At 37.5% G+C, this 22,406-nt stretch carries 21 protein-coding genes and 4 tRNA genes; 10 read left to right on the forward strand and 15 right to left on the reverse strand.

Annotated features, from left to right (window positions below; all coding sequences use genetic code 11):
- Positions 1-165: 165 nt before the first annotated feature.
- The gene (locus F4V44_RS24225) at positions 166-1,098 is read right to left on the reverse strand and encodes a nuclease-related domain-containing protein (RefSeq protein WP_150442585.1); all 933 of its coding nucleotides are present in this window, start codon (positions 1,096-1,098) and stop codon (positions 166-168) included.
- Positions 1,099-1,313: 215 nt separating this feature from the next.
- Here F4V44_RS24225 and F4V44_RS24230 point away from each other — a divergent pair, with 215 nt between their 5' ends.
- On the forward strand, positions 1,314-1,838 hold the full coding sequence (locus F4V44_RS24230; RefSeq protein WP_150442586.1) for a methylated-DNA--[protein]-cysteine S-methyltransferase: 525 nt from the start codon (positions 1,314-1,316) through the stop codon (positions 1,836-1,838).
- 54 nt (positions 1,839-1,892) lie between these two features.
- Here the strand turns inward: F4V44_RS24230 and F4V44_RS24235 are convergent, their stop codons facing one another.
- From F4V44_RS24235 to F4V44_RS24275, 8 genes are all read right to left on the reverse strand, one after another.
- Positions 1,893-2,306: a vWA domain-containing protein gene (locus F4V44_RS24235; RefSeq protein ID WP_150442587.1), complete on the reverse strand. Its 414-nt coding sequence runs from the start codon at positions 2,304-2,306 to the stop codon at positions 1,893-1,895.
- A gap of 238 nt (positions 2,307-2,544) precedes the next feature.
- Positions 2,545-3,684, reverse strand: coding sequence for a carboxynorspermidine decarboxylase (gene nspC / locus F4V44_RS24240; RefSeq protein ID WP_150442588.1), 1,140 nt, complete (start codon positions 3,682-3,684; stop codon positions 2,545-2,547).
- Between the two features lie 10 nt (positions 3,685-3,694).
- Positions 3,695-4,894, reverse strand: coding sequence for a saccharopine dehydrogenase family protein (locus F4V44_RS24245; RefSeq protein ID WP_150442589.1), 1,200 nt, complete (start codon positions 4,892-4,894; stop codon positions 3,695-3,697).
- 474 nt (positions 4,895-5,368) lie between these two features.
- Positions 5,369-7,447, reverse strand: coding sequence for a formate dehydrogenase subunit alpha (gene fdhF, locus F4V44_RS24250; RefSeq protein ID WP_317978367.1), 2,079 nt, complete (start codon positions 7,445-7,447; stop codon positions 5,369-5,371).
- Positions 7,448-7,604: 157 nt separating this feature from the next.
- Positions 7,605-8,516, reverse strand: a complete 912-nt coding sequence (locus F4V44_RS24260; RefSeq protein WP_223882026.1) for a VanW family protein — start codon at positions 8,514-8,516, stop codon at positions 7,605-7,607.
- 100 nt (positions 8,517-8,616) lie between these two features.
- Positions 8,617-9,486, reverse strand: a complete 870-nt coding sequence (locus tag F4V44_RS24265; protein ID WP_150442592.1) for an EAL domain-containing protein — start codon at positions 9,484-9,486, stop codon at positions 8,617-8,619.
- A gap of 245 nt (positions 9,487-9,731) precedes the next feature.
- Complete coding sequence (locus F4V44_RS24270) at positions 9,732-10,409, reverse strand: SOS response-associated peptidase (protein WP_150442593.1); 678 nt, start codon at positions 10,407-10,409, stop codon at positions 9,732-9,734.
- A gap of 306 nt (positions 10,410-10,715) precedes the next feature.
- The gene (locus F4V44_RS24275) at positions 10,716-11,657 is read right to left on the reverse strand and encodes a MerR family transcriptional regulator (protein ID WP_150442594.1); all 942 of its coding nucleotides are present in this window, start codon (positions 11,655-11,657) and stop codon (positions 10,716-10,718) included.
- Between the two features lie 473 nt (positions 11,658-12,130).
- On the opposite strand from F4V44_RS24275, the gene F4V44_RS24280 reads away from it, so the two are divergent.
- The 4 genes from F4V44_RS24280 to F4V44_RS24295 all read left to right on the forward strand — a co-directional run bounded on the left by F4V44_RS24280 (position 12,131) and on the right by F4V44_RS24295 (position 16,450).
- Positions 12,131-13,801 carry a formate--tetrahydrofolate ligase gene (locus F4V44_RS24280; RefSeq protein WP_150442595.1) on the forward strand — a complete coding sequence of 557 codons (1,671 nt, stop codon included), beginning with the start codon at positions 12,131-12,133 and terminating at the stop codon, positions 13,799-13,801.
- Between the two features lie 65 nt (positions 13,802-13,866).
- Complete coding sequence (locus tag F4V44_RS24285; RefSeq protein ID WP_150442596.1) at positions 13,867-14,742, forward strand: bifunctional 5,10-methylenetetrahydrofolate dehydrogenase/5,10-methenyltetrahydrofolate cyclohydrolase; 876 nt, start codon at positions 13,867-13,869, stop codon at positions 14,740-14,742.
- Positions 14,743-14,823: 81 nt separating this feature from the next.
- Positions 14,824-15,450 carry a cyclodeaminase/cyclohydrolase family protein gene (locus F4V44_RS24290; protein ID WP_150442597.1) on the forward strand — a complete coding sequence of 209 codons (627 nt, stop codon included), beginning with the start codon at positions 14,824-14,826 and terminating at the stop codon, positions 15,448-15,450.
- A 184-nt stretch (positions 15,451-15,634) separates the two neighbouring features.
- Positions 15,635-16,450 carry a formate/nitrite transporter family protein gene (locus tag F4V44_RS24295; RefSeq protein WP_150442598.1) on the forward strand — a complete coding sequence of 272 codons (816 nt, stop codon included), beginning with the start codon at positions 15,635-15,637 and terminating at the stop codon, positions 16,448-16,450.
- A gap of 104 nt (positions 16,451-16,554) precedes the next feature.
- Here F4V44_RS24295 and F4V44_RS24300 read toward each other — a convergent pair whose 3' ends face one another.
- The 3 genes from F4V44_RS24300 to F4V44_RS27640 form a co-directional block, all read right to left on the reverse strand.
- Entirely contained in the window at positions 16,555-16,836 is a 282-nt protein-coding gene (locus tag F4V44_RS24300) for a hypothetical protein (RefSeq protein ID WP_150442599.1), read from the reverse strand.
- A 232-nt stretch (positions 16,837-17,068) separates the two neighbouring features.
- Positions 17,069-17,611, reverse strand: coding sequence for a DUF2179 domain-containing protein (locus tag F4V44_RS24305; RefSeq protein WP_150442600.1), 543 nt, complete (start codon positions 17,609-17,611; stop codon positions 17,069-17,071).
- A gap of 198 nt (positions 17,612-17,809) precedes the next feature.
- Complete coding sequence (locus F4V44_RS27640) at positions 17,810-17,983, reverse strand: hypothetical protein (RefSeq protein WP_191090842.1); 174 nt, start codon at positions 17,981-17,983, stop codon at positions 17,810-17,812.
- A gap of 464 nt (positions 17,984-18,447) precedes the next feature.
- On the opposite strand from F4V44_RS27640, the gene aroD reads away from it, so the two are divergent.
- A complete protein-coding gene (gene aroD / locus F4V44_RS24310; protein ID WP_150442601.1) occupies positions 18,448-19,212 on the forward strand; it encodes a type I 3-dehydroquinate dehydratase in 765 nt (254 codons plus the stop codon).
- Between the two features lie 44 nt (positions 19,213-19,256).
- Here aroD and F4V44_RS24315 read toward each other — a convergent pair.
- Together F4V44_RS24315 and F4V44_RS24320 are read right to left on the reverse strand one after the other, a co-directional pair.
- Positions 19,257-19,329, reverse strand: a tRNA-Ala gene (locus F4V44_RS24315).
- A gap of 103 nt (positions 19,330-19,432) precedes the next feature.
- A complete protein-coding gene (locus F4V44_RS24320; protein WP_191090844.1) occupies positions 19,433-20,119 on the reverse strand; it encodes an MgtC/SapB family protein in 687 nt (228 codons plus the stop codon).
- Between the two features lie 159 nt (positions 20,120-20,278).
- On the opposite strand from F4V44_RS24320, the gene F4V44_RS24325 reads away from it, so the two are divergent.
- Positions 20,279-21,211, forward strand: a complete 933-nt coding sequence (locus tag F4V44_RS24325) for a DMT family transporter (protein WP_150442603.1) — start codon at positions 20,279-20,281, stop codon at positions 21,209-21,211.
- Between the two features lie 69 nt (positions 21,212-21,280).
- Here the strand turns inward: F4V44_RS24325 and F4V44_RS27645 are convergent, their stop codons facing one another.
- On the reverse strand, positions 21,281-21,457 hold the full coding sequence (locus F4V44_RS27645) for a hypothetical protein (RefSeq protein ID WP_191090843.1): 177 nt from the start codon (positions 21,455-21,457) through the stop codon (positions 21,281-21,283).
- Between the two features lie 653 nt (positions 21,458-22,110).
- On the opposite strand from F4V44_RS27645, the gene F4V44_RS24330 reads away from it, so the two are divergent.
- The 3 genes from F4V44_RS24330 to F4V44_RS24340 all read left to right on the forward strand — a co-directional run bounded on the left by F4V44_RS24330 (position 22,111) and on the right by F4V44_RS24340 (position 22,350).
- A tRNA-Val gene (locus tag F4V44_RS24330) sits at positions 22,111-22,186 on the forward strand.
- Between the two features lie 4 nt (positions 22,187-22,190).
- Positions 22,191-22,263: transfer RNA gene (locus F4V44_RS24335), tRNA-Thr, on the forward strand.
- A gap of 11 nt (positions 22,264-22,274) precedes the next feature.
- Positions 22,275-22,350 (forward strand) — tRNA-Lys (locus tag F4V44_RS24340).
- The last annotated feature ends 56 nt before the right edge of the window (positions 22,351-22,406 follow it).

A 22,406-nucleotide genomic window follows, 5' to 3' on the forward strand; every position in this document is an offset into this window, starting at 1 on the left:
AGAGGGAACTAAACTTGGTTGATAGTGCCCGAGCAGGTGAAATAAAAGAGCTAGAGGGAACTAAACTTGGTTGATAGTGCCCGAGCAGGTGAAATAAAAAGGCTGTCGGGAACTCAACCTGATTGATAGCGCCTGAGAGGGTGAAATTATAGGCACGTACGGTAATTATGAATCATTCCTCGGAATAAAATATGAAAATCTAGCTTGCTTAATGTAATGAAAGTTCTTCTTCAATACTCTCCGAATCGTTTTCTTTGATTCAATCACCTGACACCATTCAAAAATATCATTCGTCGTAATCTTTCTATCCGGAAAAAGCAAAACAAACTCCTCTACACTTCGCAAGATAGTTGAATCAACACTTTCCCTATACCCGCACACATGACAAATTACTTTATTCTCTATTATCACGCTTATGGAGGAACAGCAAGAACCACAAATAATACCTTTTTTTGGATGGTCAAACTTATACTCAGGTATGCGTGAGATACGAGGTTTTACGAGATGCAAAGATACTAATTGTTCAGCTAGCTTTTGATATGTTCTGTTTAACTTAGAGGATTTGGATTGTATTTTCAGCTTGTCGATAAATCGATTCAACTGTGTTGGGAAAATAGCAGGAAGATGGAGGGGGGCTTGATATAGAGTAAACTCGGGGTTAATAAAGAGAAGATAAGGTTCGACGGTAATTGTTGAACTGAGACTGAAGTCATGGAGCAATCGCCGCAATAAAGACTCATTTCGTTTTAATTGGTCGAATGGGTTTTTAATTTCGCTTCCTGATTTGCTGTACCATGCATCCATTTCAATATAATAATCACCAGCGAAATTTTTTATCTCAAAGAGGTAAATGGTTTTTTGCGAAATAAGGAGCGAATCTATTTGATAACTGGAATTATTTTTTTCTAACAATAAGTCAGATACAATGAAATCGTTAAGCTTACTTTCCAGTAGTATCGCTTCAAACTTTTTTTCTCCTTCATAGCCTTTTTCAAGATTAGTATAATATTGTTTTTCAGAGGAGGATAATTGCATTCTTATGTTTAAGCTCCGCAGTATTTTTAGTTCAGTTGATACTTGAAGGGGTTTTATTAGCATAGGATACTTCCTTTCATTTTAATTTTACATTCATCATATGAAAAAGAATCTATCATTACAAGGATTACCTGAAGGGATGACTAGTAAATTTTTTCAAAGCAAATAAATATAAAGTTATAATAGGGACGATGGGAAAAAATTAAAGGGCGAAAATTCCAGTTGGGAATCTTGTAAAAGATGTATACTAATATTTAATCTATGGGAGGGTTACAACAGTGGAGCCACAGAATAACACAAAAATTTATTGGTCCTTGATAAATCATAGAGAGTGGAAAATGTATTTAGCTGCAACGGAAAAGGGACTTTGCTTTGTAGGGTCACAGAATAAGCCGTTTGACGAGGTGACAAACTGGGCTGAAAAAGTATTTCCGGGAAGTATACTTGAAGAATGTGGGGAAAAGCTGCAGGCATATGCGGTTCAAATAACGGAGTATCTAGAAGGAAAACGGAAAAGCTTTTCCATTCCATTTGATTACAATGGGACGGAGTTTCAAGTGGCTGTCTGGAAGGCACTTTGTAACATTCCATATGGTGAGACGAAAACCTACTCAGATATTGCTCAGCATATTCAAAAACCTGCAGCAGTCCGTGCAGTAGGGGCAGCAATCGGGAAAAATCCAGTTCTAATCACTGTTCCATGCCACCGAGTTGTCGGAAAGGATGGATCATTAACAGGATTTCGCGGCGGTTTAGATATGAAGAAACAGCTTTTGGAATTAGAACGGAGCTGTCAGTTATGAATCTAAAGTTTTGAATTGAGCGAACAGTGCTGCACTGTTCGCTTTGTGCATTCATTAAGAAGCTATTTTAATCGCTCTGCCAAAAGGCACTTTTGGCAGGAATTCATCCGGTACAAGCCAGAACATTTCGTAATCGACTTTTTCCATATCTTCATAAATATAGCCGGTTACATCGGTAATATAAAATAAAGTATCAATCTTTTCTTGTTCAGCCCACTCTAATACTAATGTATAGGATGCTTTACCGTGGGTTTGATATTTGATCGTGTCTGCTTTCACCGGTGCAATGCTTCTTATTTTATAATCGGCCTGAACAAGAAATGTATCAGGCTTAACCGTTTCAAATAACTTGACAATATTATTTATAAGGATGGTTGGGACTTCATTCGTTGAGGTATCAACAGCCAGCGCAACTTTTTTATCTTGTCGCGATTGAATCATGGATAATAAGGTCTTTTGCCATTTCAAATCAATCATCTCCTTTTAAAGACTTTTAGCAGCAATTCTTATTTTGCTTTACGACAGTAAAAATATAATGGTGAAGGTAAAAAAGATTTAGTCAATTAAATATTTTATTGTACATAAAAAATCCATTAAAGCGAGAATGCAGATAATTAATCGTTTATGATAAAACAAGCTGCATGATATGTAAAAAAAATCATTAGAAAAACCATCAGTGGTGATTACACCACTGATGGAGTCTTTATTAAGATAATCGATTGCTATAATCTTCAAATCCAAACTGTCTAATCACTTTAATTCCTTCTTCATCGTTATAGGATGCGATGGAAGGAAGGTTCACACCATTGAACATATGGTTTTTCACCATTGTATAATGAGCCATGTCAGTGAAGACAACCTTGTCACCCGGTTTTAATGGCTCTTTGAAGGAGTAATCACCAATTACATCTCCGGCAAGACAAGTCATTCCTCCCAGTCTATAAGTGTATTCTAGCTCATTTGGCATGCCGGCATCGATAATATTTGGACGATACGGCATCTCAAGAACATCTGGCATATGGCATGTTGCTGAAGTATCAAGAATCGCAATCGGCATGCCATTGTCAACAATATCGAGTACGGTTGTCACAAGATAGCCGGTATTCAGGGCAATTGCTTCGCCTGGTTCTAAATAGATATCAACGGAGTATTTCTCCTTCATAAATAAAATGGTCTCAACTAAGGTTTCAATATCATAGTCTTTCCTTGTGATATGATGACCCCCACCAAAATTGAGCCACTTCATTCCTTTAATATACTCACCAAATTTTTCATCGACTACCTTAATGGTACGAGCAAGGGTATCGGAATTTTGCTCACACATGGTGTGGAAATGTAATCCGTCAATGCCGTCTAATTCTTCTGGTTTAAAGTTAGCAAGCGTCACACCAAGTCTGGAAAATTGGTAGCATGGATCATAAAGCGCTGTCTCAATTTCGGAATATTCAGGGTTAATACGAATACCAGCCTCAATTTTTTTGGGATGGTTTTTCACTTTTTCCTTGAACTTTTTCCACTGTGGAAAGGAATTGAACACAATATGATCAACATAGCCTAGCAGCTCGTCAATTTCTCCATCAGAATAGGCAGGTGCGTAAGCATGAACTTCCTTACCCATTTTTTCATAACCCAGTCTTGCTTCAAATAAGGAACTGGAAGTAATCCCTTTTAGATATTTACCGACTAAAGGGAATACTGAATGCATTGAAAAGCCTTTTAAAGCAAGAAGGATACTGCATCCAGTGCGCTCTTGAACCGAATTCAAGATTTCTAGATTTTGGGTTAAAAGTCTTTCATCCACAATATAACAAGGTGACGGCAGTGCCGCAAAATCAATTTTCTTCATTTTCTATACCTCAATCTAACAGCGTTGGCGAGAAACTTTCTTGCCATGGCAGCCCGTTTTTATTTAGTTCTTCCATAAATGGATCTGGGTCAAATTCTTCGACGTTGTATACACCAGGTTTTTTCCAAATTCCTTTCATCACAAGCATAGCGCCTATCATGGCTGGAACACCTGTTGTATAGGAAATGGCTTGTGAGCCAACTTCAGCATAGGCTTCTTGATGGTCACAAACATTGTATACATAATAAGTTTTGGGTTTTCCATCTTTAATACCTTGAATAATACAGCCAATATTGGTTTTTCCTTTTGTCCTTGGTCCTAATGATGCAGGATCAGGAAGGACAGCTTTTAGGAATTGAAGGGGAATAATCTGTTTTCCTTCGAATTCAATTGGCTCAATGGAGGTCATTCCTACATTTTCAAGAACTTTTAGATGAGTTAAGTAGTTCTCGGAAAAAGTCATCCAAAATCTGATTCGCTTAACCCCTTTAATGTTAACAGCGAGTGATTCTAACTCTTCATGATACATAAGGTAAATATCCTTAGGACCGATTTCAGGCAGATCATAGACTTTCTTCAAAGCTAGTGGAGGTGTTTCAATCCATTCTCCATTTTCAAAATAACGGCCATTTGCCGTTACCTCGCGAATATTGATTTCTGGGTTAAAGTTGGTTGCAAACGGATATCCGTGATCACCTGCATTGGCATCAACAATATCAATGGAATGGATTTCATCAAAGTAATGCTTTTGAGCATAGGCAGTGAAAACACCTGTTACACCAGGATCAAAACCGCTGCCAAGAAGGGCTGTTAATCCGGCCTTCTCAAATTTTTCTTTATATGCCCATTGCCACTTGTACTCAAATTTTGCCGTATCTGGCGGCTCATAGTTTGCTGTATCAACATAATGCACACCTGTTGCAAGACATGCATCCATAATGGTTAAGTCTTGATAAGGGAGAGCAACATTGATCACTATATCTGGTTTGAAGTTGTTTATTAGATTAATCACTTCGTCAGTACGGTCAGCATCAACTTGTGCTGTAGTAATTTTTGTTTTGCTGCCCTCTAATTTATTTTTTAGAGCCTCACATTTCTCAAGCGTTCTGCTTGCAATGCAAATTTCCTCAAAGATATCTGGGTTCTGGCAACATTTGTGTACAACAACACTAGCAACGCCGCCAGCACCAATAATCAACGCTTTTCCCAATCTTAATCCCCCCTAATCAATATATCAAATTCGCCCATCGAATTTGCGTCTGGATTTTTATCACGCTTCAAAACGCCGCATCCGTATGTCTAGCCTGACTAGGACGTCCTGTCCGTCATCGATCTCGCTTAATAAATGACCTTTAAAAAATCGCAAGACTCGCCGGAGGTTTAACTTCATTCAGCGGGATTTGAACAATCACTCACTCGAAGAGCCTTTTGCATTCATCCCTCATTTATGGAAGTGAGGGATGAATGCTGAATGAAGTTAAAAAGTCAATCAGGCTGATTATACAGAAATTATAAAAAGCAATCAATAAAATCCGACAAAATATGAGAATCTCTATTTGTATAATGAGCAAATTACTATTACATAATCCATTATTAATAAAAAAGGAAGCCGAATAGAGAAAAAAAGCTCCTGCTGTTATGACAGCAGAAGCTTAATCTGAGTATAGTTATGTTAAAAAATAACTTATGCTTTTATTGGTGTAATGTTTACTGCACAGGCTTTAAACTCAGCTGTTCCAGAAATCGGATCATATTCATTGAGTGTTAGAACATTTGTCGGTACATCACTAAAATGGAAACTCATAAACACAAGACCAGGGGCAACTTGATCTGTCACTTTTGCTTTAACTGTGAGGGAACCCCTTCTTGAGGAAACCTCTACCACATCGCCTGTTTCGATACCAAGCTTCTCGGCATCATCCGGATGAATATCAAGACTTTCTTCTGTTTGCTTAATTTTAACACCGCTTGCATAGAAACGGGTTTGCGAGTGTGTGTTATAGGATTCATATCTTCGTCCTGTTGTTAGAGTATATGGATATGCTTCGTCCGGGAGCTCGAGTGGCTTTGTAAAGGTGACCGGTACGAATGGAGATGTAGTGTTTGTTTCATTCTGTTCATGGAATCGGGTATGAAGAATGAACGTGCCTGGATGGGACTCATCCGGACAAGGATAATGAAGACTATATTCCTTATCAAGCCGTGAATAAGGCATACCGCCGTACATTTCCCATGCCAGCGAACGCAATTCATCCCAAATTTCTTCACTGTTCTGGTAGCTCATTGGATAGCCTAATCTTGTCGACAGGTCGCAAAGAATCTCCCAATCATCCTTCGTATTTGGATGTGGAGTGACAGCTTGGCGAACACGCTGAATACGGCGGTCAGTGTTCGTATAAGTGCCTTCAACTTCACCCCACGATCTTGCAGGAAGGACAACATCAGCGAGCTGGGCTGTTTCGGTTAAGAAAATATCTTGAACAATTAACAAATCAAGCTTTTCTAGAAGATTCTTTGTATGGTTCATATGAACGTCTGCCATGAGCGGGTTTTCACCAATGACATAAAGGGCCTTGACTTCTTCTCGTTCCATCCGTTCAAAGGTTCTTGTCTGCGTATCTCCTGCGATTGGATTGATTTCTACATTCCATGCCTTTTCAAAGCGTGAGCGGTACTCATTATTTGTTAAACTTACAGCACCTGGAAGCTGGTTAGGAAGACAGCCCATATCTCCGGCGCCCTGTACATTATTTTGTCCGCGAAGCGGCATAATTCCGCTGCCTTCTTTTCCGATATGTCCTGTTAACAGAGCAAGATTGGCAACATCAAATACATTATTTACTCCGCAATGGTGCTCTGTAATCCCAAGAGTATAAGCAATCATCGCCTTATCTGCTGTTGCATATTCTCTGGCTGTGTCAATAATATCCTGCGCTGACAAGCCGGTAATGGAAGCGGCATATCCAGGTGTATACATTTCTGTCATTTCTTTTAATCTATCAAAATCATTTGTATATTTTTCTATAAAAGCTGGATCATATAGCTGCTCTTTGATGATGACATGAATCATCGAATTCATAAGGGCAATATCCGTGCCAACGTGAAGCGGCAGGTGACGGTGTGCACTCTTGACCATATCAATTTTCCGCGGATCAATGACAATCATCTTCATTCCAGATTTGACTGCCTTTTTCATCCGGTTAGCAATAATCGGATGCGCCTCTGATGTGTTAGAACCCATTAATAAAAGGACTTCGGTTCGATCAAAGTCTTCCAGCGTGTTTGTTGGAAAACCGCTTCCAAATATAGTTGCCAGACCGGCAACGCTCGGAGCGTGTCAGGTTCGGTTACAGCCGTCTATATTATTGCTTCCAATAGCTGCTCTCATGAATTTTTGCGTAACGTAGTTTACTTCATTTGTGCTTCTAGCCGTTGCAAACGCTGTAATGGCTTCTGGACCAAATTCAAGCAGAATTGCTTTTAGTTTATTGGCGATAAAGTCATAGGCTTCTTCCCATGTTGTTTCCACTAGTTCTCCGGCTTTACGGATAAGCGGTGAAGTAAGTCGGCTTTTGGCATGAACATATTCGTATGCGAAGGAGCCTTTTACACATGTCTGACCTTTGTTGACAGGAGCATCTTTATCTCCGCGGATTTTAACAATCCGGTTATTTTCTACTTCAACAACTAATCCGCAGCCTGTTCCACAATAGCCGCAAACGGTTTTAAACTTAGTCGTTTCTCCCATACTTACTCCTCCCATAATCAATCAATGTAATTTTTATTTTATAAAGTATATCTAAAATATATGAAAACAGCGATGACAATCGTCACATAAAGTATGAACAATAAAATAACCCGACAAATAGGTGATTCATGTTGTCGGGTAGATAATGTATATGAAACCTCTTATATTTAAGTTAATTCGTTATTTTTGTTTCAGGAGGGAGTTTGTTATCGGTACTAGGAATTTTATTTGGCTGAGCTATTATTTCTTCTGAGGAAAATACAAGTACAATCATCATTCCATTAATAGCCTTCGCTTTAATCAAGATGGGCTCATTATATTCGTTTTTAAAGGTAAAGTCCGGGCCGTACCAGCTGACGGTTGCATCACGACCCGGCGGTACATAACGGACACGTTTGCTGTGAGAATAGCGCTCCAATATTTTCATGCCGGAGCGGTCTACTGCATTAAAGAGAGTGGAGGATACTTGACAAATCCCTCCGCCAATCCCTTCAGAGAGCTCACCTTTAACGATGATCGGGGCAGGTAAATATCCTCTTGCCTTTGTGCGTATGCCGACTGTCTTATTAAAGGAAAAAATTTCACCAGGGAACACAACATAATTATCTATTGCTTCAGCGGCAAGAAAAATATTATGAGACCTTTCTTTGTTTCGGCTGTTGAAATAAGTAACATAATGGCCAATTCTTTTGTTCTTTATAGCTGCAAGAATCTCGCTGTCAACACGAGGATAGGTACGTCTGACAGGCGCATTAATCATAGATGGTCCACTCTGATAATAATAAGTTAAAAGCTGTTCCATAAAGGCCTTTTTATTTAATTCAATACCTGGCTGCTCAGGAACAATCCTTCCTCCATCATCAATCACGGCATTTACTGCTTCTTTTCGAATCTGCTTGTCTAGTTGGTCTGAAACCTGACTTAGCTTTTTCAGATTCACTAGCTGCAAATCTGGAGTTGGTGAAGACAGCTCAGAGCGGCTGATGGTCATAATAGGTTCATTTTCATAGGTAATCGTCATTTCATCCTGTGCTTGGTGCTGCTGAAAAGCAAAAATAAGACCAAGAATTAATAAGAAATTCAATTTTTTCACCTCTATTTTAGTATTAGAAAGGTGAAATTTTTTATGTGAAAAAAGATGAACATCTTAACTTTTATCATGCAATAGAAGAGGTACAGGGTTTTTATACTATTTGTTTTTGTATAGGAGAATTTACTATGGGCATATATCCTTCACTTAAATGATTTATAGGTTTACCTAGTGCATATCCCTGACCCAAATGAATGCCTAAGCATTTTAAGAATTTAAGTTCGGAAAGAGTCTCAATTCCCTCCGCGATAATCATAGTATCAGACTGCAGGGCGAATTCCAAAAGAAGCTCGACCAAGTGCTGTTTCTCAATATGTTTATCAATATTCCGTATAAGTGATTTATCAATCTTAATAAATTCCGGTTTGACACTTACAAGAGTTTGCAGGCTATTGTAGCCTGTACCTGCATCATCGACAGCAATTCTAAATCCTTGCTTCCGATAGTGCTCGATCATTTTCTCGAATTGCACTTTGTTTAGTATGGCTTCCTTTTCAGTCAGTTCTAATACAATCTGATGTGGGGAAAGGTTATGTTTTGTCAATAGTTCTAGTGTTATGCCGCTTTGATAGGAGGGGTCGGCTAAAACCTGAGACTGTATATTAAGAAATACTAAATGATCTTTATGTCCCTGAGATATCTTGATTTGTTCTGAGAATCGTTTGAATGAAAGGTTTCTTAAATAACGTTCAACCACAAAAACATCGCTGCTGCTGCTAACATAATTATAAAATTGCTCAGTAGTAGGGAAATAGGGTGAACTTTCAGGCCGGTTAAGCACTTCAAAACCAATTGTAGAACCTGCTTGAAGTGATACAATAGGCTGAAAAACAGTGTAGAATCTTTCTTTCTGTATTAGTACTTCAAGTTCTGTCTGTTTATTAAATTCTTCATGAAGCGTACTCCATTTAGAATGTAAAAATTTATAAAAACGAATAAGATTAAGCATTTTATTATTTTGCATTACATCACCTTGTTGGAATATGTCGAAATCTAATTTAAATTATAGAGCCTAAATGTCTATTCTTTTGCTAAGTTTTTGTAAAGGTTCTGTAAATTTAGATAAAGATGATAATGCGTTTTGATAAGGAAAAAAGTAAAGAGCGCAATCTAAAAAAAGTGCAGTGATGGAAAACTACCTTTTTTTAGATTACAGAACTTTCCTAAAGAGAAAGCCCATCTCCTTTAGGGGTGGGAGTATCAGGGCAGTTAACAAATTTTCTCGATTAATTGCGGTGAGTTATTTTTGGGAGAATTAACTAAATTTGATACCTCATAAGCTTCAATAAATTCCTCTGGGAGCGGTTTTAGAATAGAATTTAATTTGTGTGGATCTTGGATGGAAGGATTCAGCCAGGTCTGTTCATCCTCTTTTTTAAGAATGACAGGCATCCGGTCATGAATATCTTTAACCACTTCATTTGGGGTCGTTGTAATGACTGTGCAAGAAAAGATGGTTTTTCCTTCTGATGATTTCCATCTTTCCCAAAGCCCTGCCATCGCAAAAAGTTCATCGGTCTTCAGTTTAATCCGCATAGGAGTTTTGTTCTGTTGATCATGTCGTTTCCATTCATAGAAACTATCTGCTATGACTAAACAACGTCTTTTCATATACGCATCACGAAAGCTAGGTTTTTCTGCTAATGTTTCTGCTCTTGCATTAATGAGCTTGAAGCCGATTTTTTGGTCTTTTGCCCAGTTTGGAATGAGTCCCCATTTTAAGTAGCCTAATCGATTGCGGCTTCCGTCATTAATCACAGATAGAACAGAATGAGAAGGGGCTATATTGTAGCTTAACTGATAGAGCTCCTCTTCAATAGCTGCCTCAATCGCAAAACGTTCAATTATCTCAGAAAAATCGGCAGATAAAGTAAATCTTCCGCACATTACCATCACCTCGTCACTTATATACGAATATTGTAACAAGTTTGAATATGAAAAAGCAAAACAGTAAACGAATAGGCGATGCAATGTATATTACATCAAATATAGAGACTGTTCCAAAGAAATAGCAGCTTACAGATGCTGTTATCTCCTTTGGAACAGTTTAATTGTGAAAGAATGATTTTTAAAAGGAATTTTTCGAGCAAGCTCGACGGCGGACAGGACGTCCTAGTCAGGCGAGACATGCGGATGTGGCGTTTTGAAGCGTGATAACAATCTATGCGCAAATTTGACGGAGTGAATTTGATATTAGGACCAAGGCTTCCACCATTTTTTCTGTTGTTTCTTGGCAGCAGCAACCTCCCTATAACTAGAAATCATTTCTTGAAAAATTTCTTCTCTTTTTTGTATTTCCTCTTGCGATTGCTTTAGCTCATTGATTGAATCGATTAGGTAATCCTGCTGCACATCAAAGAATTGGGAGACGCTTTTCATTTCGTCCCTTGCTTCATCTACCTTTTTCGATACGTTTTCGAGCAGTTTCTGATTATCTCTTTCCGTCATTTTTGCTGTTGCATTGATTCGTTTAGCAATCCTTTCGTAAGTAGATTCCGAACCCTTCAAAATGTCATAGGAAAGGGTTCCGAATGTTTCGGAAGTCTTTTCCGAAGCTCTTACAATAGCATTTGAAATTTCCTGGACCTCTGCTTTTCTTTTATCATTTGATCGTTGGATTGATTTGGATATTTCTTTTACAGTTACAAGGGAAGAATGGGAAATTTCATTTTTCATATCATCGATTATATCGTTTTTGCTCAATTTCATCTCATGTTTAATTTCATGTTTAATTTCGTTCAATAAATCCTGTTTGAAAAGTTCCATTGCTTGCTGTAAAGATTCTAGATTTGAGGGTTGGAGTTCATTATGCGGTACGGGTTGAATGGGTTGTTCCGGCAGAGGCTGAATGTTTGTTTCGAATGATTCGGAATCAGGTTCCGATTCTTGATTGAGATATTTCTCCAATAGTGACCGAATCATCCCTTTTGGTACATTCTGCTCTCGCATTTCTTTCACTTTGTTTAAGATTTTTATTTCGTTTTCCGTATAATAACGGGCCCCCTGTTGTGTGCGTGGAATCTTGAGGAGCCCATTTAAATCTTTTTCCCACTGTCTAATGGTTCCGTTTGGAGTATTTAAAATTTGAGAAACTTCTTTTATTGAATAAGCTCGTGTTAATTGTCTGTTATTCATAGTTCCATTCCTTTCTAGCAAATTAATTTGGTTTTACATATATTCTTTCTAGTGACTATTGATTTCCTGCTGCTTGACAAAAGCTATCAAAAGAAGATGGTATTCAACAAAAGGAGTCCGGAAACACCGGGGAAAGACATTTATTTTACAAAAGGTGGAATAATAAGCAGGGAATTTAATATTGTAAAAAAACAATTTTGGGTCAATTAAGAGTTTTCTAATAATTGTTTTTTTTACTAGATTTTTCATTTAACAGTAGAGTACATTCTTGACATTTGATAAAATTCAAATTAATAAGATATTTACGTATAGCTCAGTTCATTATCATCGTTCTATGATGAATGTTTTAGCGACCAATCTCCATACACTTATTTGATAGATTTTATTAAATGAAAATCTAAATAATAAGGTGATGAAGACATTTTATAAAAATACTTTTGACAAAATCACAAACAGCTTTGAGGAGAGGTTTTATGAAAACAGATGTTCAAATCGCACAAGAAGCTTCAATAAGACCGATTAATGAATTAACAGAATATCTTGGGATAATGGATAATGAATATGAACTATACGGAAAATATAAAGCCAAAGTATCATTAGAAGTATTGGAACGTCTTGAAGACAAACCGGATGGAAAACTTATTCTTGTAACTGCCATTAATCCTACTCCCGCAGGGGAAGGAAAGACTACAGTAAATGTCGGACTTTCTATGGCTTTAAATAAAATTGGAAGAAAGACAATTACGGCATTAAGAGAGCCATCACTTGGACCTGTATTTGGTATTAAGGGTGGTGCGGCCGGTGGCGGCTATGCCCAAGTGGTGCCGATGGAGGATATTAATCTTCATTTTACAGGGGATTTTCATGCCATAACATCCGCCCATAATTTGCTTGCTGCTATGCTGGATAACCATATTCATCAGGGAAATGCTCTAAATATTGATCCGAAAAGGGTTGTATGGAAGAGAGTACTTGATATAAATGATCGTTCACTTCGCAATATTATCATCGGGTTAGGCGGAACAGGTGATGGTTTTATTAGACAGAGCGGCTTTGATATTACGGTAGCTTCAGAAGTCATGGCTATTCTTTGTCTAGCAAACAGTTTTGGCGATTTGAAGGACAGGCTTTCCCGAATGATTGTAGCTTATACAGAAGATGGACAGGCTGTTACGGCAGGGGATTTAGAAGCTACAGGTGCCATGACTTTATTATTGAAGGATGCCATTAAACCAAATTTAGTACAGACATTAGAAAACACACCAGCCTTTGTTCATGGAGGACCGTTTGCTAATATTGCCCATGGCTGCAACTCTGTTATGGCAACAAGAATTGGATTAAAGTTGGCTGATTATGTTGTGACAGAGGCTGGATTCGGAGCTGATCTGGGTGCGGAGAAGTTCTTTAATATTAAAAGCAGATTTGCAGGGTTAAACCCTGCTGTTGTGGTTGTCGTTGCGACTATAAGAGCTTTAAAAATGAATGGCGGCGTTTCAAAGAATGAGTTGGGCTATGAAAATCTGTCAGCTTTAAACGTGGGCTTTGCTAACCTTGAAAGACATCTTCAAAATATAAATAAATTTGGCGTTCCAGCTGTAGTAGCGATAAATAAATTTCCAACTGATACCGATGCTGAAATTGATTTATTAAAAGATAGATGCGAAGGACTAGGTGTTGAGGCCATTCTATCGGAAGTATTTACAAAAGGCGGAGCAGGAGCAATTGAATTAGCGGAAAAAGTGGTTGAGGTTTGTGAAAAGAAAGCATCCGATTATAGGCTGTTGTACGCTGTTGATGGTTCCATTCAAGAAAAAATTACGACGGTTGCAACTGAGATTTATCGAGCAGACCGAGTGGAATTTACGGCAGCTGCTAAGAGGCAAATCCAAGAGATTACAGAACTTGGACTTGATAAGATGCCGGTTTGTATTGCAAAGACTCAATATTCATTCTCCGACAATCCAGCATTACTGGGAGCTCCGACAGGCTTTGCGGTGACAGTTAGAGAGGTTAAAGTGAATGCAGGAGCAGGATTTATTGTGGTCATAACAGGTTCGCTAATGACTATGCCAGGACTGCCAAAGGTCCCTGCTGCAAATGGGATGGACATCACTGAAAATGGAGAAATAATCGGTCTTTCTTAAAGAAGACTTCCATCAGTGGGGGGCGTACTGTCTGTTAAAAGTGGAGAAAAAACAGGAGGTATTATATGGGAATCAAATTAGCCGGGAAACCGGTTGTTGAATCATTAAGAGAAGATATTAAATTAAGAGTTTCGGCTTTAGGTGAAAAACAGATTACTCCTACTTTGTTATTAATTCGAGTTGGGGCACGTGAGGACGATATTTGGTATGAAAGAAGTATATTAAAAAATTGTGACCTGCTCGGCATCCAATGCCAGGTAAAAGAGCTCCCGCTAGATGTTTCAATGGAAGAGCTCAGGCAGGTATTCCATGAAGAAAATCATAACCCGCATGTCCACGGAATTATGATTTTCAGGCCTCTTCCAGAGCAGCTTGACCCGGAAGAAATTAGAAATCTAATTGATCCAGCGAAGGACATTGATTGCATGTCGCCTGTTAACCTTGAAAAGGTTTTTGAAGGAAACAGCGACGGATTTGCTCCTTGCACACCAAAAGCAGTGATTGAACTGCTAAAGCATTATGAGATTCCATTAAAGGGAGCAAATGTTACTGTTGCGGGCAGAAGTCTTGTTGTTGGAAAACCGCTTGCGATGCTCCTTCTAGATGAACATGCTACTGTAACCATTTGTCATTCAAGAACGCAGGACATGCCTTCTGTGACTAGACAGGCAGATGTTGTTGTTGCAGCTATTGGCAAGGCAAAGTTCATGACAGAAGAATATTTCGGTGAAGGACAAATTGTGGTTGATGTTGGAATTAATGATGACGGCACGGGAAAAATTGTCGGAGATGTTGATTACGATGCAGCATTTGAAAAGGTAAAAGCCATTACACCTGCTACAGGCGGTATTGGTCTAATCACTACAACAATTTTACTAAATCATGTTGTTCAAGCTTGTGAAAACATAACAAATGATAATAAAGAACATAGTCAGGTCTAAGTAAGTGTAGAGGAGGCAGGCGCAGATTCTGTCTTCCTTTCATTTTATAGGGTTCATATGCATAATAGTGGAGGGATTATCTTGTTAGAAAAAAGCAGTAATGAGTTTATTCAGGAACTTGCATCAAAGGCTCCTGTACCTGGAGGCGGAGGTGCTTCCGCATATGTTGGGGCATTAGGGATGGCACTTGGCAGCATGGTAGGGAACCTGACTGTTGGAAAGAAGAAATATAAGGAAGTTGAAGAAGATATTATTGAGCTTCTGCAAAAGTCAGAAGCGGTTATCAATAATCTTAAAAGCTTAGTTAGTAAGGATGCAGAAGTTTTTTATCCATTATCACAAGCGTACAGAATGCCATCTTCGACTGAAGAGGAAAAAAAGAAGAAGGATGAGGTCTTACAGGCAGCACTTGTTGACGCAACAATGGTACCGCTTGATATTGCAAGAAATTGTTTAGAAGCCATTTATTTACATGAAGAATATGCTAAAAAAGGTACTCGTATTGCAATTAGTGATGTTGGAGTAGGTGTTATTTTTTGTAAAGCAGCTCTTCAAGGCGCCAAATTAAATGTTTTAATCAATACAAAGATTATGAAGGATACTGAGTTGAAAAATAAGGTTGAAAATGAATTAGCTGAAATTGAGAGAGTTGGATTAGCAAAAGCAGATCAAATCTTCGAAGAAGTGGAAAATATGTTGAAATCTTAATATGCCCATGTAATAAGAGTGTCAGAGCCGAAAATAAATGTGGTACTGGCACTTTTTTCATTTATACAGAGTGATTACCATAATAATTCGTGAATATGAATGGACACACTTTTGTCATTGCCTTTCGTAAGCAGTTTGTGATAACTTCACATTGTTGAGCATAGCAATGGAGAGGTGGATATATATGAGCTACTACAGTCCCAAGGAGATTGCTGATATTTCGATTAATAAAGGGATAGAAAAGGCACAATCATCCATGACTGCAATGGCAGTCTTAGGATTTTTAGGGGGAGCCTTTATATCATTAGGATATTTAGCTTATATTCGGGTAACCGGAACAATGCCTCATGAATGGGGCAGTCTGGTAACGCTTGTAGGTGCAGCTGTTTTTCCGATTGGACTCATATTGGTTTTAATTGCTGGGGGAGAATTACTCACAGGAAATATGATGGCTGTTAGTATCGCTTATTTTGCTAGAAAAGTTAACTTTTATCAATTACTGCGTAACTGGCTTTTAATAGCATTTTTTAATTTACTGGGGGCATTATTTGTAGCTTACTTTTTTGGACATTTTGTCGGGTTAACGGAAGGGGCTTTTTTGGAAAAGACTGTTCATACAGCAGAAGTGAAAGTGAACGATCCATTTTGGGTAGCCTTTGTTTCTGGAATTGGATGTAATTGGCTTGTAGGCATTGCCGTTTGGTTATGCTATGGAGCGAAGGACATTGCGGGTAAAATATTAGCCATCTGGTTTCCTGTTATGGCCTTTGTTTTAATTGGATTTCAACACGTTGTCGCAAATATGTTTATTATTCCTGCCGCTATCTTTGCTGGCAGTTTATCTTGGTCAGACTTTTTGCCCAATATCATTCCGGTATTTTTAGGTAATGCCGTAGGAGGAGCGGTTTTTGTAAGCTTCTTATATTTTCTAGTCTATAAAAAAGATACTGCTAAATTTCGGTCCCTTCCTGTTGATAAAAAGATAAAAAAAGCTGGATAATTAAAAGGAGGCTGTTGAAGGAATTTCAAACAGCCTTCTTTTTACTGAAAATAAAAAGGCGACACGTACATGTACGTGTCGCTTCTTGAAAATCTTAGTTTTTATCAAACTGGCTGCTTTACTTCTTCCCAATAGTATTGAATTGCTTCTCTGCGGACTACTTCAGGACAATCTACTTCATCAGCCCAGTCATCATAATTATTTTTACCGTGAATATGCTGAATATCAATTGAATAATATTTATCTTTATATTTAAATATAACAACTACCATTTCATCAAAGCCAGCGTCGTCATTTCCAAGTTCTTGAACAAATTCTAGACCGTAATCAGGATGATTTTTTCTTTCTGCTACAGATTCTAAAATAACATTTTTAGGGAACTTCATTTTATTCTCTCCTTACTTTATTATCCCGCTATTGTCGTATACTACTTCTAATATTCTGAAAGGGTTTGATGGATGTTTTCTATATAAGCGTATTTTAATACGTTACCAGACAAAAATAAATAAAAAAATAAAAGAAAAAAGTGACTAATTTGTGAATAGAAGGTCTAGTGTTTATTAATCTAACATTTGTTTATTGCCTGACTGAAGATAGCAGCTCATTTTAATCATATGCTTACTTCTTAGCTTGTTTTTTCAGTGTGGCTTTCTTCATGCCTTTAACTAAATAGCCTCCTTTAAAACTAGTTGGTTCATAGGCTACAACGAAGGCTTTAGGGGCATCTTCATTTAAAATAGTCATTAATTCCTTTTCTCTGTTTCTTTTGACAACAATGTCAAGTCGATATCTTTTATTTCCTTCTCGGCCTTCTCCTTCAAATATGGTTACACCAAAACCTTCATCTCTGAGTCTGTTTATTAGTTCAGAGTCATGGTCAAGCAGACTAACATTCACTGTACGATATCCAATGGCTAATCTTCTTTCTAATAAGCCGCCTAAGATGATTCCACCGGAATAACCAACAGCATAGGCAATCATGTTTAAGTAATTTGACAAATCGGAAAAGATGATGCCTAAACTGATAACATAGATTAAAGCCTCGGCTCCCCCCAGCAATGAAGCCATATTTATTTGGCTTTTTACAAGAAATATTGTGCGCAGTGTCGTAAGTGGTACCAGTACAAATTGCATTAATACAATCAGAATTGCATCTAACATTTATAATCGCCTCGCTGTTATTATTAGCATTTCATTCAACTGAAATAATATTATATAAATGATATTATTTAATGTCTTCTAATATTGAAAAGGTATCTTGTTAGTTTTTTACTAGGTTGATACAAAATATTCGATTCATTACTATAATAAAAAAACGGGTTCATACTGAAACCGTTTTTTGTTATTAGATTTATTTTTCTATCTAGTCACTTTATCAAATTGCTCAGCTATTTCTTTGTATATTCCTGAAGCTAATACAAGACCGGGGTTTCCATCAAAACATTCACTATGTGTTACTTCATGTGATAAATCAAATTCTACTTGATCATCATCCTTAAATTCAACATTGCATTTTGGGCAGATTTTATCCACTGGACATCCTCCTTAGTTCATGTTTGTCCATATTTTAACATATAAACGATTTAAATGTTTGAAAAATTAGTGAACATGAAACTAATTAGTAGCCGATAGAAATAATCAGTTTTGACAGATTGCGTGAAGAATTAGAAAATAGTACTATTTTTATAAACATATTATATATGTCCTTTTTAATATTTCGACATATACTAGTGGATATTTGACTCATCTAAGCGATATGGTCATGAAACGGGAGGAGAAAACTCGTTTTCTCCTCCCGTTTCATGACCATATCGCAACCTTTCAGCGGAGCTGAAAGGCGTGTGAAAAGGACTTTTCACACGAATGAGTCAAATACCTAGCGGAAGAACCATGTTTACTACCCGTACACGATAGAAAAAGAATTTTTATGTCGATTTAATAAGTTGGATATATATAGAAGATATTGTTCTGAAAAAACAGAGATGGAGTTGGAGAGTATGAAGAGAACAGTCGAAGTCAGGGGTATTACAATTGGTGAAGGGGTACCTAAAATATGTGTACCGATAGTAGGAGAAACTATAGCGCAGCTGGAGGAAGAAGCAGAATTACTTAAAAGTATTGATTTAGACGTTGTGGAATGGCGTGTTGATTTTTTCAAAGAAGTAGAGGATATCGAAAAAGTGAAAGAGGCACTGCATAGAATCCGAGCTATCCTTTCAGCGGCACCGCTAATATTTACATTTAGAAGTGCGAAAGAAGGCGGAGAAAAAGAGATTGCTACAGAGTATTATTTTAAGATGAATAAAGAAATTTTAAGAACAGGTCTTATTGATATTGTAGATGTTGAGCTGTTTAGTAATGAATATGAGATAAAGGCTTTGGTTGAAGAGGCCCATCGAAATAATGTTTTTGTGATCGTGTCAAACCATGATTTCGACAAAACGCCTGCAAGAGAGGAAATCATCGCACGACTGCAAAAAGCTCAGGATCTAGGCGGTGATATACCGAAGATAGCTGTTATGCCAAACAGCATTGAAGATGTTCTAGTGCTTTTAGAAGCTACTAATACGATGCGTAAGAAATACGCTAAAGGACCAATTATTACGATGTCGATGGCAGGCAAAGGAGTCATCAGCCGTTTAGCAGGAGAAGTATTTGGTTCTGCTTTAACATTTGGGGCTGCCAAAAAAGCATCTGCACCTGGACAAGTTCCAGTTAAAGAACTGAGAGATATATTAAATTTGATACATTCAGGCTTGTAAATAAAAAGAAAAAACCTTGAGTCATCTCAAGGTTTTTTCTTTAGTGGAGAATATGGGGCTCGAACCCACGACCTCTTGCATGCCATGCAAGCGCTCTCCCAGCTGAGCTAATCCCCCAAAGCATTGCTACAAGTGAAATTATAGCTGGAAATGCAGGAGGTTGCAAGAGGTTTTATGATTTTTTTCTATTGGGATTTTCAGGAGAGTAAGAAATCGTTACTTATTGCAGACCGCCTATTTCTGTTCTTTTTACTCCTTCCATACTGGAGACCTTATAATAGACATCAGTTATATTTCGGCGAAAATCAACTGTAACGAGAAGTCTGATTAAATGTTCATCTCCTTTTAAATCTTCTATATGAATTTTTCGTATTGTGATTTTCTGCTGTTCAAAAGCTTCTATAATAGAATCGAATTTACTTTTATCGTCAACTCTTAAGTTGATATTGATTTCTTTTTGGCGTAATTGCCTTGGTCCCACGAGACTGAAGAAAAAGGGGATGATTTCCACGCTGATAATTAACAGGGCTACCCCTGCTAGTGCTTCTGCGAAATATCCAGCTCCTACAGCTATACCGACTCCCGCTGCTCCCCAAATAAGAGCTGCAGTGGTTAATCCGGAAATCGTGTCATTTCCTCTCCGCAAAATAACCCCGGCACCGAGAAAACCTATTCCTGAAACGATTTGAGCTGCTAGTCTAAGAGGATCCATCGTAATGTTAATTTGGTCATTATGAGGAAATTTATAGGCTGATTCAATCGATACAATAGTTAATAAGCAACTTACAATAGAAATGACTAAACTTGTTTTTAATCCGACTGGTTTTCGTTTTAACTCTCTTTCTAGACCAATAATCATGCCTAATATCGCTGAAATACCTAATTTTATTAAGACATCTAATTCCATATGGACCATCACAATCGCTTCTTTCATTCGGTCAATTTTTATTTTCTGCTATACACTTAACGGTATTATACTTCTATAATGTAAATATATTATAATAAAATAATGGTAATATTATATTAAATTTAGATTACTAGAATAATAATTATGAAAGGAGTAGAAATGAATTCGCCAAAATTAAATCCATATATCATCCTGCTCATTGGCGTTATTAGTATTTCAACGTCTGCCATATTTGTAAAGTTAGCTTCTGCACCATCAGGTATCATTGCCTTTTATCGCTTGTTTTTTACCGTTCTTTTCATGCTGCCGCTGTTTGTTTGGAAATATATATCAGAACTTAAACTTATATCAAAAAAAGATTGGTTCTTTTCGATTCTCTCTGGTGTTTTTTTAGCTTTCCACTTTATATTATGGTTTGAATCATTGCGATTTACTTCTGTGGCAAGTTCCACTGTATTGGTAACATTGCAGCCGCTGTTTGCGTTTGTTGGTTCCTATTTATTTTTTAAAGAAGTAATTTCAGGAAAAGCGCTCTTATCATGTATGTTGGCGATTGGCGGAAGTGTGATAATCAGCTGGGGTGATTTTTATGTTAGCGGAACAGCGCTATACGGGGATTTGTTAGCACTAATAGCTTGTGCGCTTGTTACGATATACTTTATGTTCGGACAGACGGTACGTAAAAGAATATCACTTATCACTTATACTTTTGTTGTTTATTTCATAAGCACTGTAACATTGCTTATTTATGTTTTATTGAAGGGAGAACCACTTTTTTCTTATTCCTCAAAAGATTGGATCTATTTCATTCTGCTAGCAATCTTTCCAACATTATTGGGACACTCACTATTTAATTGGTCTCTCAAATGGTTGAATACATCGACGATATCGATGGCCGTATTATTGGAACCTGTAGGAGCTGGTATTTTGGCTTATTTTCTGCTTCAGGAAACAATTACTTGGACTCAAGCGCTAGGCAGTATCATTGTCATAAGTGGTATTATGTTCTTTCTTGTAGACGAAAAGAAAACCAAAATGAAATCAAGCAGTATTAATAATAATTTAATTAGTACTGAAAGAAAGCAACCATAAAAAGTAACATTAGTATTGAAGATAGATTGGGTATACTAAAAAAATCCCTATTAAATAGGGGCTATTTTTTTAACTGAAAGCAAAAGTAAGAGCAGAAAATACAAAGGCTGAAACTGTTGTTAAGATAAATGTTCCTCCATAAACTTTATCGTCACTGTCAGCAATTTTAATTCCCTCAAAGTAGGCGTATAAAAATAAAAAAACTGCCATGATGAATGATAAGTAGAGTGCGATAGATTGAAGCATGGTTCATCACCTTTCATAATTAGTAGGGATACTAGAACCTATGTGTATTCAAACAATAATATGACTTTTTAGGATTAACTTCATTCAGCGAGAGTCCTCCGATTCTTATAAAGTGCTGATGAAGGTAAAAAACGATTTAATTTAGAGTTGCTACAATCCTGGCTAGATGAAGATAAGCCTCCAGAGGGTCTCTTGGGTTTACTAAAGTATATTCAGGGTGAATCAGATTGAACTATTTCAAAAAAATAAAAACTGTGTTGCAAATAAAGTTTGAGCATGGTATAGTAATTCCTGTCCTTAAAAGTTGATGTTAATGAGTATAAGCGTGGTGACACGTAGAGCTGACAAATACTAATTGGGCGAGACTTCAACCAATTTGATTGCGAAGGCGTTTAGCGTTTCAGTTAGACAACGCATAGTCATTACTCAGTACTTTTTCAACATTATCTAGTTTTGAGGGAAAAATTTTTGAGGAATCCCTTGAAAAATTTATAAAAGACATTATAATAGTAAATGTCTTTAAAAGTTTGGTGGTATTAGCGAGAAGATCACAGCTATTCTCATCTTAATCATGGAAGTTAAAGCTCTCATGCATTTGATGGTAGTTTGAATCTTACCCCTGTGCGGGTAGAGTATTGCCAACTATATATTGTGGAGGATTAGCTCAGCTGGGAGAGCATCTGCCTTACAAGCAGAGGGTCGGCGGTTCGAGCCCGTCATCCTCCACCATATTGCCGGCCTAGCTCAATTGGTAGAGCAACTGACTTGTAATCAGTAGGTTGGGGGTTCAAGTCCTCTGGCCGGCACTGTTTTGTACGAGCCATTAGCTCAGTCGGTAGAGCATCTGACTTTTAATCAGAGGGTCGAAGGTTCGAGTCCTTCATGGCTCACCATTTATAATTGAATGCGGGTGTGGCGGAATTGGCAGACGCACTAGACTTAGGATCTA

This window comes from Niallia endozanthoxylica (assembly GCF_008710145.1).
Classification (GTDB): Bacteria; Bacillota; Bacilli; order Bacillales; family Cytobacillaceae; genus Bacillus_BD; species Bacillus_BD endozanthoxylica.

Coding starts and splice junctions, on each gene's coding strand:
- F4V44_RS24225 (WP_150442585.1), bottom strand. CDS start 1,098: ATGCTAATAAAACCCCTTCAAGTATCAACTGAACTAAAAATACTGCGG.
- nspC (WP_150442588.1), bottom strand. CDS start 3,684: ATGAAGAAAATTGATTTTGCGGCACTGCCGTCACCTTGTTATATTGTG.
- F4V44_RS24265 (WP_150442592.1), bottom strand. CDS start 9,486: ATGCAAAATAATAAAATGCTTAATCTTATTCGTTTTTATAAATTTTTA.
- F4V44_RS24270 (WP_150442593.1), bottom strand. CDS start 10,409: ATGTGCGGAAGATTTACTTTATCTGCCGATTTTTCTGAGATAATTGAA.
- F4V44_RS24275 (WP_150442594.1), bottom strand. CDS start 11,657: ATGAATAACAGACAATTAACACGAGCTTATTCAATAAAAGAAGTTTCT.
- F4V44_RS24280 (WP_150442595.1), top strand. CDS start 12,131: ATGAAAACAGATGTTCAAATCGCACAAGAAGCTTCAATAAGACCGATT.
- F4V44_RS24285 (WP_150442596.1), top strand. CDS start 13,867: ATGGGAATCAAATTAGCCGGGAAACCGGTTGTTGAATCATTAAGAGAA.
- F4V44_RS24295 (WP_150442598.1), top strand. CDS start 15,635: ATGAGCTACTACAGTCCCAAGGAGATTGCTGATATTTCGATTAATAAA.
- F4V44_RS24300 (WP_150442599.1), bottom strand. CDS start 16,836: ATGAAGTTCCCTAAAAATGTTATTTTAGAATCTGTAGCAGAAAGAAAA.
- F4V44_RS24305 (WP_150442600.1), bottom strand. CDS start 17,611: ATGTTAGATGCAATTCTGATTGTATTAATGCAATTTGTACTGGTACCA.
- aroD (WP_150442601.1), top strand. CDS start 18,448: ATGAAGAGAACAGTCGAAGTCAGGGGTATTACAATTGGTGAAGGGGTA.
- F4V44_RS24320 (WP_191090844.1), bottom strand. CDS start 20,119: ATGGAATTAGATGTCTTAATAAAATTAGGTATTTCAGCGATATTAGGC.
- F4V44_RS24325 (WP_150442603.1), top strand. CDS start 20,279: ATGAATTCGCCAAAATTAAATCCATATATCATCCTGCTCATTGGCGTT.
- F4V44_RS27645 (WP_191090843.1), bottom strand. CDS start 21,457: ATGCTTCAATCTATCGCACTCTACTTATCATTCATCATGGCAGTTTTT.